Annotated in this window: 11 protein-coding genes; 5 read left to right on the top strand and 6 right to left on the bottom strand. The window is 70.4% G+C overall.

Translation table 11 applies throughout. The annotated features are described in order from the left end of the window. Nucleotides 1–13 precede the first annotated feature (13 nt). Complete coding sequence (locus VE326_06085) at nt 14–2302, bottom strand: PAS domain S-box protein (GenBank protein ID HYJ32773.1); 2289 nt, start codon at nt 2300–2302, stop codon at nt 14–16. 344 nt (nt 2303–2646) lie between these two features. On the opposite strand from VE326_06085, the gene VE326_06080 reads away from it, so the two are divergent. The 3 genes from VE326_06080 (at nt 2647) to VE326_06070 (ending at nt 6783) form a co-directional block, all read left to right on the top strand. Beyond that, nucleotides 2647–3639, top strand: coding sequence for a Ku protein (locus VE326_06080; GenBank protein ID HYJ32772.1), 993 nt, complete (start codon nt 2647–2649; stop codon nt 3637–3639). A 3-nt stretch (nt 3640–3642) separates the two neighbouring features. Then, on the top strand, nt 3643–6414 hold the full coding sequence (gene ligD / locus VE326_06075) for a DNA ligase D (protein ID HYJ32771.1): 2772 nt from the start codon (nt 3643–3645) through the stop codon (nt 6412–6414). Nucleotides 6415–6633: 219 nt separating this feature from the next. Continuing rightward, entirely contained in the window at nt 6634–6783 is a 150-nt protein-coding gene (locus VE326_06070) for a lmo0937 family membrane protein (protein ID HYJ32770.1), read from the top strand. A gap of 165 nt (nt 6784–6948) precedes the next feature. Here VE326_06070 and VE326_06065 read toward each other — a convergent pair whose 3' ends face one another. Genes VE326_06065 through VE326_06055 form a run of 3 tightly spaced genes read right to left on the bottom strand, consistent with a single transcriptional unit; the run spans nt 6949 to nt 8029 of the window. After that, entirely contained in the window at nt 6949–7143 is a 195-nt protein-coding gene (locus VE326_06065) for a hypothetical protein (GenBank protein HYJ32769.1), read from the bottom strand. Between the two features lie 28 nt (nt 7144–7171). After that, on the bottom strand, nt 7172–7681 hold the full coding sequence (locus VE326_06060) for a ferritin-like domain-containing protein (protein ID HYJ32768.1): 510 nt from the start codon (nt 7679–7681) through the stop codon (nt 7172–7174). A gap of 33 nt (nt 7682–7714) precedes the next feature. Continuing rightward, nucleotides 7715–8029, bottom strand: coding sequence for a YtxH domain-containing protein (locus VE326_06055; protein HYJ32767.1), 315 nt, complete (start codon nt 8027–8029; stop codon nt 7715–7717). 491 nt (nt 8030–8520) lie between these two features. Here VE326_06055 and VE326_06050 point away from each other — a divergent pair, with 491 nt between their 5' ends. Beyond that, nucleotides 8521–9147, top strand: a complete 627-nt coding sequence (locus VE326_06050; GenBank protein ID HYJ32766.1) for a hypothetical protein — start codon at nt 8521–8523, stop codon at nt 9145–9147. Nucleotides 9148–9161: 14 nt separating this feature from the next. Beyond that, a complete protein-coding gene (locus VE326_06045; GenBank protein HYJ32765.1) occupies nt 9162–10517 on the top strand; it encodes a sigma-54 dependent transcriptional regulator in 1356 nt (451 codons plus the stop codon). 4 nt (nt 10518–10521) lie between these two features. Here the strand turns inward: VE326_06045 and VE326_06040 are convergent, their stop codons facing one another. Both VE326_06040 and VE326_06035 read right to left on the bottom strand, forming a co-directional pair. Beyond that, a complete protein-coding gene (locus tag VE326_06040; protein ID HYJ32764.1) occupies nt 10522–12702 on the bottom strand; it encodes an amylo-alpha-1,6-glucosidase in 2181 nt (726 codons plus the stop codon). Then, nucleotides 12686–13741 (bottom strand): glycosyltransferase family 4 protein, encoded by a 1056-nt coding sequence (locus VE326_06035; GenBank protein HYJ32763.1) that lies wholly within the window; start codon nt 13739–13741, stop codon nt 12686–12688. The genes VE326_06040 and VE326_06035 overlap by 17 nt, the downstream gene beginning before the upstream one ends. Nucleotides 13742–13988 lie beyond the last annotated feature (247 nt).

The raw sequence follows: 13988 nt of genomic DNA, 5'->3' as shown, positions 1-13988 counted from the left end.
CGCGCGCGACGAATCAGCCCCGCGCCGCCGCTCCGCCCTGCACCAGCGCCACCGTCCGCACCAGCTCGGCCGGGTCCACCGGCTTCGACACGTGCGCGTCGAAGCCCGAAGCCAGCGCGCGCAGCCGATGCGTCTCCTGGGCGTACGCCGTGAGCGCGATCGCCGGCGTGTGGAGGCCGCGCCCCCGCTCGGCCCGGCGGATCCCTTCGATCAGCGAATAGCCCGACTCCTCGGGCATCCCGATGTCGGAGACGATGACGTCGGGCGGCGCCGCTTCGAACGCGGCGCGCGCCTCGCGCGCCGAGACGCACGCGCGCACCTCGGCGCCGCGCCAGGCCAGGATGCGCGTCACGACCGCGCGCGTGTCCTCTTCGTCCTCGACCAGGAGGATGCGCGTGCCCGCGAGCGATGGAGCGTCTCGATCCGGCGGGGGCGCGGGGACGCGCACGGAGCGGGTGGCGTCGGGGCGCTTGGGCGCGCCGTTTCGGGCAGGAACGCCTGGAACGCCGTCCGCGGCGGTCTTCGCGCCGCGATAGGGCGGCAGGAATACCGTGAACCGGGCTCCGCTCCCCGGACCGGCGCTCTCCGCCTTCACCGTGCCGCCGTGCATCTCGACCACGTTCCGGACGATCGCGAGCCCCAGCCCCAGGCCGGAGTGCCGTCGATTCTGCACGCTCTCGGCTTGCCGGAAGCGCTCGAAGATCCGCGGCAGCATCTCGGGCGCGATCCCAGGGCCGGAATCGGATACCGAAATCGCGATGGAGCCGTTCGAGGGTCCGGAGGCGACCTCCACCCGGCCGTCTTCGGGGGTGAACTTGACCGCGTTCGAGAGCAGATTCCAGACGACCTGCTGGAGCCTGGCCGGATCGCCGAGCACCAGGTCCGCGCCCGGCGACAGCCGCGCTACGATCCGAATCCGCTTGGCCTCGGCGGCCGGCCGCACCACCTCCAGGGACGCCCGGACGGCATCGGAGACGGTCGTCGGGCGGACCTCCAGCTTCAGCTTGCCCGAGGCGATGCGCGAGGCGTCGAGCAGATCCTCCACCAGCCGCACCAGGATCCCGGCGTTGCGCTCCACCGTCTCCAGGGCCCTCGACGAGGAGGAAGCGTCCACGGCGCCGATGCGCAGGAGTCGGAGCCAGCCCACGATAGCGGTGAGCGGCGTGCGCAGCTCGTGCGAGACGACCGCGAGGAAATCGTCCTTCGAGCGGTTCGCGCTCTCGGCCTCGGCCCGCGCGACGCGCTCCCGCTGGAGCGCATCGTCCTTCTCGGACTCGGCGTGCTTGCGCTCGGTGATCTCCTCGACGATGGCGAAGCAGAACCGCGGCGCGCCCTCGGCGTCGCGCACGGCGGAGACCTGCTTCCGGACCCAGACCACGGCGCCGTTCGGGCGCACGTAGCGCTCCTCGGCGACGAAGTCGCGGCACGCGCCGAGAAGCTCGCCGAAGAGGGCGGCGTGGCGGCTTCGGTCGTCGGGATGGATCACGTCGGAGAGCGAGCGGCCCGACAGCTGGGCCCGGCTCTGGCCGACGATCTCGCAGTAGCGCTCGTTCACCTGGAGGAAGCGGCCCTCGAGGTCGGTCTGGGCGATGCCCGCGATCGACTGCTCGAAGATCGCCCGCAGGCGCCGCTCGCTCTCCCGCAGCGCCTCTTCGGCGCCGCGCCGGTCGGTCACGTCGCGCACGATGATCATGACCCCCTCTTCGGCCGGATACAGGTTCGTCTCGTACCAGCGTCCGTGGGGCGGATACCAGGTCTCGAGGCGCCCGGGGATCCCCTCGTCCATCGCGCGGCGCAGCTCGCGCAGCGCCGGCAGGTCGGCGACGTGCGGGAACACTTCGGAGACGCCGCGTCCCACCAGCTCCTCCGGCGGGCGCCCGGCCAGCTGGCCGGCCGCGCGATTCACGAAGCGATACCGCCAGTCGGTGCCGAGGAAGGCGCATCCGTCGGAGACGCCCTCCAGGATCTTCCGCATGCGCGTCCGGCTCACGTGGCCGGTGAGGCTGAGAAGGCTGGCCGCGGCCCCGAGTCCAACGAAGGCGACGAGCGGGGCATAGGCCAGGGCGCCGGTGGCGCCGGAGCGGGGCAGGAGCTGGCTCGCGATCAGGCCCAGCCCGGTGGCGAAGAATCCGGGGCCGGGGCCGGCGAGCGTGGCCGCGACGACGACGCCCACGGCGAGCGGCAGGAACGGAGAAGCCCGGAACAGGGGCCACGTGGCGATCTCGAACCAGGCGAGCACGCAAACGGTCAGCGCGGCGAAGGAGTAGCGCATCAGGCGGGGGTGCTGCCTTCGTGCGAGCATCGCGGCGCTCCGTGGAGGTCCCTAGGTCGGCCCCATTGCGACATTTCGAGCCGGTCCCTTCGATCGCTAACATTTCCCATGCCATCCGGATGTTTCGAACGCGCGCCGAGCGTTGGGATGGGGTGGAACTCCCGGCAGGCGCGGAGTTGGGGGGATTGGGGCGGGTCCGCTACCCGCGCCCCGGGCGCGCGCGCCCGTGCAACAACGACGCATTCCTTGTAAGCGACGTCTCTCGGCGCCGCGTAGCTCCACGCGTTCCGGCCCTGCTCCGTAGACAAGCTCGGTTGGCGCGGGTTCTGCACCCGGCAGCGGCCGGGGCAGGTGCCCGGAACGAGGAGATACCCATGGCGCGCGCATTCTGGAAAGGCAGCATCAGCTTCGGCCTGGTCGAGATCCCGGTGACCCTCCGGCCGGCGCTCAAGAGCGACGAGATGAGCTTCACGCTCCTGAACCGAAAGGATTTCGCTCCGGTCGGCTACAAGCGCTACGACAAGAACACGGGCCGCGAGGTCCCGTGGGACGAGATCGTGCGCGGCTACGAGTACGAACCGGACGAGTACGTCGTGCTGAGCGACGAGGAGCTGCGCGCGGCGAACGCCAAGGCGACGCAGACCGTCGAGATCGTCGAGTTCGTGGACGGCTCGGAGATCGATCCCCTGTACTTCGACACGCCCTACTACGTCGAGCCGCAGAAGAAGGGGAGCAAGAGCTACGGGCTCCTGCGCGAGGCGCTCCAGAAGAGCGGCAAGATCGGCATCGCGAAGGTGGTGCTGCGCACGCGGCAGCACGTGGCCGCGCTCCTCGTCCGCGGCCAGGCACTCGTGCTGAACCTGCTCCGCTACGCGCACGAGATCCGCCCCGCCGCCGACCTCGACGTCCCCGCCAAATCGGCGGGCGCCTCTCCGCGCGAGGTGCGCATGGCCGAGCAGCTCATCGACGGCATGACGGCCGCGTGGCGACCGGAAGCGTTCAAGGACGAGTACCGCGACGACGTGATGGCCCTGGTGAAGAAGAAGATCAAGTCGCGCCAGACCCACACCATCGTGGAGCCCGAGAAGGGCGCCGAGGCCCCGGCCCGCGCGAAGGAAGTCGTCGACCTGATGCCGCTCCTGAAGCAGAGCCTGGAGCGCCGGCACGGCGGAAAGGCCGGCCCCGCGAAGGCCCGGGCGGCCTCGAGCGCGACGGAGGAGGAGCCCGCACCCAAGACGGCGCGGCGCTCGGCGAAGCGCGGGGCATCGTCTCGCGGCCCGGCTCGCCCGTCGCGCGCGCGGGCCCGCACCGGCACGAACGCCGCCTCGCGCGGAGCCCGGGCGCGCCGCGAGCGCCGGAGCGCCTGAGCCGTGCCGCTCGGCCTCTATCGCAAGAAGCGCGACTTCCGGCGCACGCCCGAGCCCCGAGGACGGGTCGTCCACGGCGGAGCGAAGCTTGCCTTCGTGATCCAGAAACACGCGGCGTCGCACCTGCACTATGATTTCCGCCTCGAGCTGGCCGGCGTGCTGAAGAGCTGGGCCGTGCCCAAGGGGCCCAGCCTCGACCCCGCCGACAAGCGGCTCGCGGTCATGGTCGAGGACCACCCCATCGAGTACGGCGGCTTCGAGGGGACGATCCCGAAAGGCCAATACGGCGGCGGCACGGTGCTCCTCTGGGACCGCGGCACCTGGGAACCGCGAGGCGACGCCGAGGCCGGGCTCCGGAAAGGGCACCTCGCCTTCACCCTCCACGGGAAGAAGCTTCGAGGCGCCTTCTCCCTCGTGCGCATGGGAGGCCGGGAAGGAAAGAACTGGCTCCTGATGAAGACGCAGGATGAATTCGCGCGTTCCGGCGGCTCGAAGAGCGTGGTCCAGGAGCGGCCGGAGAGCGTGACGTCGGGGAAGAGCATCGAGGAGATCGCCGGCGCGAGGCGCGCCAAGGTGTGGAACTCCAACCGCGGCGGCACGACCACCGCGGCGACGTCCGTCGCGCGCCGCAATTCCGCCGCGAAGAAGCCCGGCCCCTCCGCCGGCGCGCGCGCGGCCACGCGGGCGCGGCGCCCCTCCGGACCCGACCCCTCGAAGCTCCTTCGCGCGCGGGCGGCCGCGATGCCGCGCGACGCGCGGCCCCAGCTGGCCACCCTGGTTCCCGAAGCGCCCGAGGGAGACGACTGGCTGCACGAGATCAAGTACGATGGCTACCGCGTGCTCGCGCGGATCGAACGCGGGCGGGCGCGCCTGATCACCCGCGGCGGGCTCGACTGGACCGACCGGTTCGCGGTCGTGGCCGACGCGCTCCGGCGCATGCCGGTGAAGCAGGCGATCCTGGACGGCGAGATCGCGATGGTGCTCGAGGACGGCACGACCAGCTTCCAGGCGCTCCAGAACCAGCTTCGCTCGGGGAACGACGAGGCGCTCGCCTACTTCGTGTTCGACCTCCTGTACCAGGACGGATGGGACCTGACCCAGGCTCCCCTGGAGCAGCGCAAGGAGGCGCTGGCCGCGCTCGTCGAGGGGGCCGACGCCAGCCCGGTCCTGCGCTACAGCGATCATCTCGAGGGGCAGGGCGTCCGCTTCCATCGCCAGGCTTGCCGGAGCGGTCTCGAAGGGATCGTCTCCAAGCGCAAGGGATCGGTCTACACGCCGGGGCGCACCGGCTCCTGGCTCAAGACCAAGTGCTCCTCGCGGCAGGAGTTCGTGATCGGCGGCTACACGGAGCCGCAGGGCGCTCGCGAGGGAATCGGGTCGCTCCTCCTGGGCACGAACGAAAACGGCGATGGGCTTCGCTATCGCGGGCGCGTCGGCACGGGATTCACGCGCGAGACGCTGGACGAGCTCCTTCGGAAGCTCCGCCCCCTGGAGATCGACAAGGCTCCGTTCGCCGACCGTCCGCCGCAGAAGCGGGGGGTGCACTGGGTGCGCCCCCGGCTGGTGGCCGAGGTGTCGTTCGGCTCCTGGACGAACGACGGGCGGCTGCGCCATCCCTCGTTCCAGGGACTGCGCGAAGACAAGCCCGCGGACGAAGTCGTGCGCGAGGCGCCCCGGAACGGGTCTGCGCCCGCGAAACCCCGCCGCGCCGGGGCCCGAAGCTCCGCGGCGCCGGCCAAGGCGAAGCGGCGGCCGACGCCCGAGAGGCGCCGCCCCCCCGACACGCCGCCGCGGATTCCGCCTCCCGTGAAGGAGCCGGGCCGCCGGCCGCCCGTCGCGGACCCGCCGCCGCGACCGAGGAAGCGACCCCTGCGGGACCCGGTCGACGCGGACGCGGCGCTCGCGATCACGAGCCCCGACCGGGTGCTCTACGCCGACGAGGGAATCACGAAGCTCGATCTCGCGCGCTACTACCGCGCGGTGGCCCCGCACCTTCTCGCGCACGCCGCGGGGCGCCCCCTGATGCTGCGCCGCTGTCCCGAGGGGATCGACGCGGCCTGCTTCATCCAGAAGCATCCGGGGCAGGGGCTGTCGGGGATGGACAGCGTGCGCGTGCGCGAGCGCCTGAAGACGGAGCAGCATCTCGTCCTGCGCGATGAGGCGGGCCTCCTGTCGCTGGCGCAGGTGGGCGCCCTGGAGATCCACGTCTGGGGAGCGCTCGCCGAATCGCTGGAGCGTCCCGACCGCGTGGTCTTCGACTTCGACCCCGCTGCCGAATCGCCGTGGAAGGACGTGGTCCTCGGCGCGCGGCGCGTGCGCGAACGGATCGAGGCCCTCGGCCTGGAGTGCTTCGTCAAGACGTCGGGAGGGAAGGGACTCCACGTCGTGGTTCCGACGCGGCCGGGTCCGACCTGGGACGACGTGAAGGAGTTCTCGGCCGCGCTCGCCTCGTCCCTGACGCGCGAGGCGCCGGACCGGTTCACGACCCATCTCGCGAAGGCCCGCCGCGGCGGGCGCATCTTCATCGACACCCTGCGGAACCGGCGCGGCGCGACCTGGGTCGCGCCCTACTCCCCCCGCGCGCGGCCCGGCGCGCCCGTCTCGATGCCGCTCGCGTGGGACGAGCTCACGACGTCCCTCCGCCCCGACTCCTTCTCCATCCCGCGCCTGCTCGAACGCCGCCGCGGGTCCCGCGCTGACGCCTGGGATGGGATCGGCCGCGTGCGGCAGACCATCACGCGAACGGTCCTTCGCGAGGCCGCGAGCGCGGGTTGAAAGCGCTACAACGGCCCGGCAACCGTTACACGTAGAAGACTGCCACAGCGGCCCTTGCGGCGGCTCGGCATCCACTCTCCCATCGAATTGGACCTTCCGCGGGGCTGGCACGGATGCTGCGGTGAGGGAGAAGCAGGCGCCGCTTCTGCTCCGTCCCTCGCGTCCGGTCGGGGCGCGGTCCAAGCGGGCCTCGTGGCCTGGACGCTAAGGAGGTTCCAAATGCTTTGGACCATCACGATCATCCTGTTCGTGCTGTGGCTCATCGGGATGGTGTCGAACTACACGATGGGTGGACTGATCCACCTGTTGCTGTTGATCGCCGTCATCACGTTCTTGATCCGGATTATCCAGGGACGGCGCCCGGTCTGATCCACGGCTTGGATCCCGGGGCTGCGCGCGAAGCGGCGCGCAGCCCCGTTGCTTTGCCTGGCGATGCCCCGGCAGGGGTCCGGGGGCGTCACCGCCGGACATGCTTCGGGCGGCCAGCGCGGATGCGCCGGCCGCCCGTGGTGGCGAAAGGGGGGACTCGCGCCGCTAGCGCGATTCCGAACGGGAACGCGAGCTCTGCGTACCGCTGCGGGCGCCCGTTTCCATCAGCTCCATCTCCTCGCCGCAGCAGCACGTCGGGTTCTGGGCCTCGGACTCTTCGATCTGCGACGCCTTCGTCACGCTGATCTGGCAACCGCAGTCCTCGTTCGTGCACTGATACTTCTCTCCCTGCTGCATCATGACCCTGCTCCTTTCTCGGTGCGCCGGACTACCGGCGCTCCGGGCCACGCTCCGCGGCCTGAACGTTGATCTGGGACTCCGCGACCTGAGTCAGGGTCTTGTCGGCCTCGTACTCCTCGTCGAGGGTCTCCTGGAGGGACTGCGCCGCCTGGCGGTCGCCGCGGAATTCGGCGAAGGTGCGGAGCGTCCCGTAGGAAGCGATCTCGTAGTGCTCCACCTTCTGGGCCGCCGCGATCAGGCCGGCATCCCTGACGCTCGGTTCGGAGTCGCCCTTCACGATCTCCTCACCCTCTTCGATCAGGCCGATCATGGCCTTGCACGACTTTCCCTTCGAGGGGTGTCCCAGGCTGCGGAAGATCTCGTCGAGCCGGCGCACGTGACCGCGCGTCTTCTCGAGATGGTCTTCGAACGCCGTTCGAAGCTCGGGGGACGTCGCGGCCTTGGCCATCTTCGGGAGGGCGCGCACGAGCTGGTTCTCGGCGTCGTAGATGTCCCGAAGCTGGTCGACATAGAGTTTCTCCAACGAATCGACTTGCATGACGCGCTCCTTGCGCGGCCGGCTCCGCGAGGGTCAGCCGGCGTGGGTCTGGAAGCCCGGCCGGTTCACCGGCTGGCGGGCCTGGTTGAACGACTCGCGCCCGCGATCCACGGCCACGCGCGCATCCTCGCGCACGCCCTCCATGGTCCCGCGAGCCTTGCCGATGATGTCCTTCGCTCCCGTCCCGACCTTGCGGGCGGTGGTGCCCAGTCGGCGCCGCACGTCCTTGCCGGGCGTGGGGGCGAGAAGGAGTGCGATGCCGGCGCCCACGATCGCGCCGACGGCAAACGACATCCCGCGCTTTCCGGCCGGCGCGGCATCGACGTTCGACTGCTGCAGTTCGTACATGGCTGCCTCCCATCGGGTGGTACGTGGCGGTACGGGATTCACTGTCGCGAGCGCGGCGGCGTTGTTACAATTACCGTAGCGGTCCGGCGCGGCTCCTGCCGTGTCCCGGACCGGCGGCTCGCGAAATCCCGACGCGGCACGCGCACGATACGACTTCCCTTCGGCGCGGTTCCGCATACGAGGGGGTCGTGCAAGGACAAGGCCACCAGGGGAAGGGGATCAAACCCTTGCTTGAATCGGCCCCGGCGGACCCCCAAACTTAGGGGCAGCTCCGCGTTCGGCGGACGGCTCCGGGTGCGCCCGCAACCGGGCCCGCCGAACCGATCCGTCCACCCTGACCCGGGAGGACGGACGCCGCGCCGAAGGAGGAACCAGTCCTGCACGTTCACGATCAGGAAAGCGCCGATCCCCGGGCCGAAACTTCGACGCCCGATGCGGGGTCCCCGGAGCGGGACGCACTGCTCGCCCGTCACCTCCGGAACCTGGGGCGCATGTACCCGGTGCTGGCGCACGACCTGCATGGATTCCTGAATACGATGACGCTGAATCTCGAGCTGCTCCAGCGCGCCGCCGGCAAGGACGAGGTGGATGGCGAGAGCCTGGCCCGCATCCGCCGTTACGCGGCGCTCGTCGCCAACGAGATTCCGCCGCTCGACCGGATGCTGACGGCGGTGGTCGGACAGATGAAGCTCTCGGCTCATCCGACCACACGCTTCGATTGGCGCGCGCTCTGCGAGGAGCTGGCGATCGTGTTCGATTCCTACGCTCGTCACCGGAGGCTGCGGCTGAAGGCGACCCTGGCCGACGTGCCGATGGCGGTCGCGGGAGATCGCGACGCGATGGCGCACGCGCTCACGGCGCTGATCTTGAACGCCGTGGAGTCGGCCCCCCCGGGGGCCGATCTGACGCTGTCGCTGCAGGCGGACCGCCGCCTGGCGACGCTGACGCTGGCGGCGGTACCGCCGGCAGTCCTGACGCGGGAGCCCGCCGTGCCGGAGAGCGCGGCGGCCGCGCGCGAAATCCTGGAAGGGCTCGGCGCCAGGATCGACGATGCACCCGGAGCGGACGGCTCCTCCACGCTCGGCATTACCGTGCCCCTCGTACCCCTGATTTCATAGGAGATCCGTCGTTTATGCCTGTTGCCCTGGTCGTCGATGACGAACCGAACAGTCTCTCCGCGCTCGCGGAGCTGGTTGAGAGCGAAGGTTTCGCCACCGTCACGGCGGGAACGCTGGCCGACGCGCGGAGCCGTCTGAGCCAGACGCCTCCGGACGTCGTTCTGGTGGACCTGATGCTGCCGGACGGAAGCGGGCTCGACCTGTTCGCCGAGCTCGATCCCACCCATCGCACCGAAGTGATCCTGATCACGGGAAACGCGACCGTGGACTCCGCGGTCGCCGCCCTTCGGACCGGCGTGCTCGACTACCTGACCAAGCCGGTCGATTTCCGGCGCCTGAAAACGGTTCTCCAGAACGTCTCGCGCACGCTCGCGCTGAAGGAGGAGATCGGGACCCTCCGCGACGAGCTGCGCCAGCTGGGGCGGTTCGGCCGGCTGATCGGGAACTCCACGGCGATGCAGAAGGTCTACGACCTGATCGTGCGCGTCTCCCCGACCGACGCGACCGTGCTCCTCGTGGGTCTCAGCGGCACCGGTAAGGAAGAAGTGGCTGCCACCATCCACGAGGTCGGCCGCCGCAAGAAGCAGCCGTTTCTGCCGCTCAACTGCGGCGCCGTGCCCCCGAATCTGATGGAAAGCGAGCTGTTCGGACACGAGCGCGGCAGCTTCACGGGCGCCGCCCAGATGCACCGCGGCTATTTCGAGCGCGCCTCGGGGGGGACGCTCTTTCTCGACGAGATCACCGAGATGCCGCTCGACCTGCAGGTGAAGCTGCTCCGGGTGCTCGAGACCGGGACGATCATGAGGGTGGGCGGCGACAGCCTGATCGAGGTGGACGTCCGGGTGATCGCGGCCAGCAACCGGTCGCCCGAGGCCGCGGTGCGGGAGGGGAAGTTCCGGGAGGATCTCCTCTACCGTCTGAACGTCTTTCCGATCCAGCTTCCGCCCCTCAAGGAGCGCAACGGCGACATCGAGCTCCTGGCCGAACACTTCCTGGCGCAGATCAACCGCGAGGAGGGATTCACGAAGCGCTTCAGTCCGAACGCGCGGCGGCGCATGGCGTCGTACGCCTGGCCGGGGAACGTGCGCGAGCTGAAGAACCTGATCCGCCGCGAGTACATCATGTCGGACGAGGTGATCGAGATGGACGCGCTGCCGGTCAACGCGGCCGCGGCCGCTACCGCGGCCGGCGACGGGGCCGCCCCCGAGGCGATCAAGGTGGGGATGTCGCTCTCGGACATCGAGCGCTACTTCATCCTGGCCACGCTGGAGCAGTACGGCGGGGACAAGCGGAAGGCCGCGGAAGTGCTGGGGATCAGCCTCAAGACCATGTACAACCGGCTGAACAACTACGCGGCGGCGGTGCAGTAGCGGGCTACTTGATGACGATGACCTCGACTTCCCCCCGCTTGCGGAGGACGTTCACGTCCACGCCGTGCTCGTGGGACTGGAAGGAGAGCTCGACCTGGGCGTCGCCGACGGCGAGCTCTCCCAGGGAGATCTGCTCCACGCTCTCGGGCAGGACGGGGCGGTGCAGCGTGATGGTCCGGCGCGGAGCGTCGATGGTGAGGCCGAGGCAGGCCTGCAGGAAGAGGAAGGGCGCGCCGGCAGCCCACGATTGGGGGGCGCAGGCGACGGGGTAGAGAATGGGCCCCGCGCCCGACCGGCGGGCGAAGCCGCAGAAGAGCTCCGGGGTGCGGTGCAGGTCGAAGTGGAGCGTCGCGTCGAAGAGCCCCCCGAGCAGCCGGGACGCGGCGTGGCGGAACCCGTACCGCGAGAGGCCGGCCGCCACGATCGCGTTGTCGTGCGGCCAGACCGATCCGTCGTGATAGGACATCGGGTTGTACCGCGCTTCGCGCGACGAGACGGTGCGCAGTCCCCATCCCGTGAAAAAATCCTCGCTCAACAGGGTGTCGGCCATCCGCGCGGCGCGCTCCTTCGAGGCGATCCCGGTGTAGAGACAGTGGCCCGGATTCGACGTTCGCACCCGGCAGGGCTTCTTGGCCCCGTCGAGGGCCAGGGCGTAGGATGCGATCTCCTCGCACCAGAACGCCTCTTCGAAGCGGGCACGCAGCGCCTCGGCGCGCATGGCCAGCCGCGCCGACTCGTTCTCGTCGCCGAGGACGCCGGCCAGCGCGGCCGCCGCGTGGTAGGCCGCGAACACGTAGCCCTGCACCTCGCAGAGCGCGATGGGCGGATCGGCGAGCGACCCGTCCGCGTGGAAGACCGAGTCGAAGGAATCCTTCCACCCCTGCTGCACCAGCCCCGTGGACGACTGGCGCGCGTACTCGACGAAGCCGTCCCGGTCCGGATCTCCGTCCCCCTCGATCCACGCGAGCGCGCGCTCGACGTGAGGCCAGAGCGCCGCGGCCAGCTCACGGTCTCCCGTCCGCTCGTAATAGGCGCCGGCCAGCATCACGAACAGGGGCGTGGCGTCCACGCTGCCGTAGTAGCGGCCGAAGGGCACCTCGCCCAGGGCCGCCATCTCGCCGCCCCGCGCCTCGTGCAGGATCTTTCCCGGCTGGGCATCGCGCTCGTCGTTCACCGCGTCCGCCTGCGTGGCCGCGAGATAGGCGAGCACGCCGCGGGCGATCCAGGGATTGACCCAGAGCGTCTCCAGCGCGGTGATGATCCCGTCACGGCCGAACGGGGTGCTGAACCAGGGGACGCCGGCGTAGGGGTAGGGGCCGGTCGGCGTGTCGGTGGTCATCATGTGGATGTCGGCCAGGGAGCGGCGGAGCCAGTCGTTGAAGAAGGCGTTGGAGGAGCGGATGCCGCAATCGCCGCGGCAGCCCTGCTCCATCGACTGCGCCAGGCCCCGGAGCGCCTCGTCGTAGGGCACCGGCTCCGGGCGCGCCCGCCCGGTCTCGAAAGCGAACGTGGTGAGGAGCTCCCAGAACGCATGCTCCTCCAGGGAAAGGTCGAAGCGCAGCTCGCCTCCGGAAGCCGTGTCGGCCGGCGTGGAGCAGACGATCCGCGTGGTGCGCCGCACGTGGTCCCGCCCTTCGTAGTCGAAGCGGAGAACGCCGGCCGACTCGTTCTCGGGAGGCAGGCGCCGTCCCCGCTGGAGGCGCTTGGTGCCGCGGACCTCGAAGATGTCGGCGAAGTCGGCGTCGAAGGTGAGTCCCATTGGCACCGTCACCGTGGCCAGGCCGTGGTTGGTGACGCGGATCCGCTCGTAGCAGACGCCGTCCCAGAGGAGCATCTCCCGCGACACGTGAAGGGTGCCGCGCGGAATGACCACGCCCTCGCCGATCGGCAGATCGGGGTTCGTGAGGTCCACGACGACGCGCGTATTGTCCCGCGTGACCGTCGACGAGAGCAGGAGCGGCCGGTGCCAGCCGATCGTGAGCCCCAGCCGGGAGAGGAATCGGGTGCCGTCGTGGTAGAGGCCCAGCTCGCCGAAGCCCACCGGCGCCACGTCGCCGAAGCGGTCGAGCACGGCCATCGAGTCCCCATGCTTCAGGACGTGCGTGCGATCGTCGATCCGCGTCGAGCTTGCCAGGATGTAGAACTGATCCTGGATCTGGATCAGGTCGTCAGCTTCGGTCGGCATACGCTCTCGGGTGCTCCGGCTGCGCGATGCCGGCGTAGACGTCGAGGTAGTCGCGCGCCATGCGGCGCGCCGAGAAGCGGCGCTCGAAGACGCGCCGCACGCGCGAGCGGTCGATCGCGCCCAGCCGCTCCACGGCCGCCACGGCCTCCTCGACGCCCGACACCACGAATCCCGTCGCTCCGTCGTCGAGCACCTCGGGGACCGAGCCCCGCGGGTAGGCGATCACCGGCGTGCCGCACGCCATCGCTTCGATCATGACCAGACCGAACGGCTCGGGCCAGTCGATGGGGAAGAGGAGGGCCATGGCATTGCCCAGGAACGCCTCCTTGTCCGCCTCGCCGATCTCACCCAGGAACTCCACGCCCGGCTCGTCCAGGAGCGGGCGGATCACCGCGTCGAAGTAGTCCCGGTCGGAGCGGTCCACCTTCGCGGCGATGCGCAGCGGGACGCCGGCGCGCCGCGCGATCTCGATCGCGACGTCCACCCCCTTCTCCGGGGAGACGCGCCCCAGCACCGCGAGGTAGGCGCCCGGACCGAGCCGCGGCGTCCACGCGGACTCCGGCAGTCCATGATAGACCGTCGCGCGCCACCCGGCCCACGGGAGCGGCGCCCGCTGGGCGTTCGAGATGGAGACGAGCGGGAGGCTCGCGAACTCGCGGTAGAGCGGCGCCAGTTCCGGAAGATCCAGGCGGCCGTGCAGCGTCGTGACGTTCGGAAGGCGGCTCCGGCGCGATAGGGGGAAGTGCAGGTAGTCGCAGTGGAAATGGACCACGTCGAAGCGGTGCGCCTGCTGAAACACCTTCTCGAGCAGCAGCAGGTGCGCGGCGATCGGGTCGCCGGCAGAGGCGTTCAGCCGGAGCGCGGTCGCGGATCCGGGGATCAACTCGGCGGCGGTCACGGAATCGCCGCTTGCGAACAGGGTGACCTGGTGTCCCAGGGAAACGAGCTCTTCGGTCAGATACGAGACGACACGCTCCGTTCCGCCGTAGAGCCGCGGGGGCACCGACTCGTGGAGCGGAGCGACCTGGGCGATCTTCATGGAGTGACGAACCTCCGCGCTCGGAGGAGCTTGGAATGGGTGACGTGATGGCCCCACGCTGGCGCAGCAGACCGATGTTTAGCAGAACACATGCCCGCTAAGAGCCGGTACGCCCCCCGCCGCCGAGGGCGATCCCTCCGGTCCAGCGAAGCGTCGTGGCACGAACCCTGCGATCCGCCGCCCCGCAGCAGAGCAGCCGCGGACGCAGCGCGGGGCAACGAAGTCACCGACGCGCCCTTTTCTTCAA

This window comes from Candidatus Binatia bacterium (assembly GCA_035631035.1).
Lineage (GTDB): Bacteria > Eisenbacteria > RBG-16-71-46 > SZUA-252 > SZUA-252 > DASQJL01.
The sequence above is the reverse complement of the archived record's forward strand: the minus strand, read 5'-3'. Positions and strand labels throughout refer to the sequence as shown.

What these genes read in the sequence shown, in the direction of transcription:
- VE326_06055 (HYJ32767.1), bottom strand. Translation starts at nt 8,029, where the DNA reads ATGTACGAACTGCAGCAGTCGAACGTCGATGCCGCGCCGGCCGGAAAG.
- VE326_06060 (HYJ32768.1), bottom strand. Translation starts at nt 7,681, where the DNA reads ATGCAAGTCGATTCGTTGGAGAAACTCTATGTCGACCAGCTTCGGGAC.
- VE326_06040 (HYJ32764.1), bottom strand. Translation starts at nt 12,702, where the DNA reads ATGCCGACCGAAGCTGACGACCTGATCCAGATCCAGGATCAGTTCTAC.
- VE326_06070 (HYJ32770.1), top strand. Translation starts at nt 6,634, where the DNA reads ATGCTTTGGACCATCACGATCATCCTGTTCGTGCTGTGGCTCATCGGG.
- VE326_06085 (HYJ32773.1), bottom strand. Translation starts at nt 2,302, where the DNA reads ATGCTCGCACGAAGGCAGCACCCCCGCCTGATGCGCTACTCCTTCGCC.
- VE326_06080 (HYJ32772.1), top strand. Translation starts at nt 2,647, where the DNA reads ATGGCGCGCGCATTCTGGAAAGGCAGCATCAGCTTCGGCCTGGTCGAG.
- VE326_06065 (HYJ32769.1), bottom strand. Translation starts at nt 7,143, where the DNA reads ATGATGCAGCAGGGAGAGAAGTATCAGTGCACGAACGAGGACTGCGGT.
- VE326_06050 (HYJ32766.1), top strand. Translation starts at nt 8,521, where the DNA reads ATGTACCCGGTGCTGGCGCACGACCTGCATGGATTCCTGAATACGATG.
- VE326_06045 (HYJ32765.1), top strand. Translation starts at nt 9,162, where the DNA reads ATGCCTGTTGCCCTGGTCGTCGATGACGAACCGAACAGTCTCTCCGCG.
- VE326_06035 (HYJ32763.1), bottom strand. Translation starts at nt 13,741, where the DNA reads ATGAAGATCGCCCAGGTCGCTCCGCTCCACGAGTCGGTGCCCCCGCGG.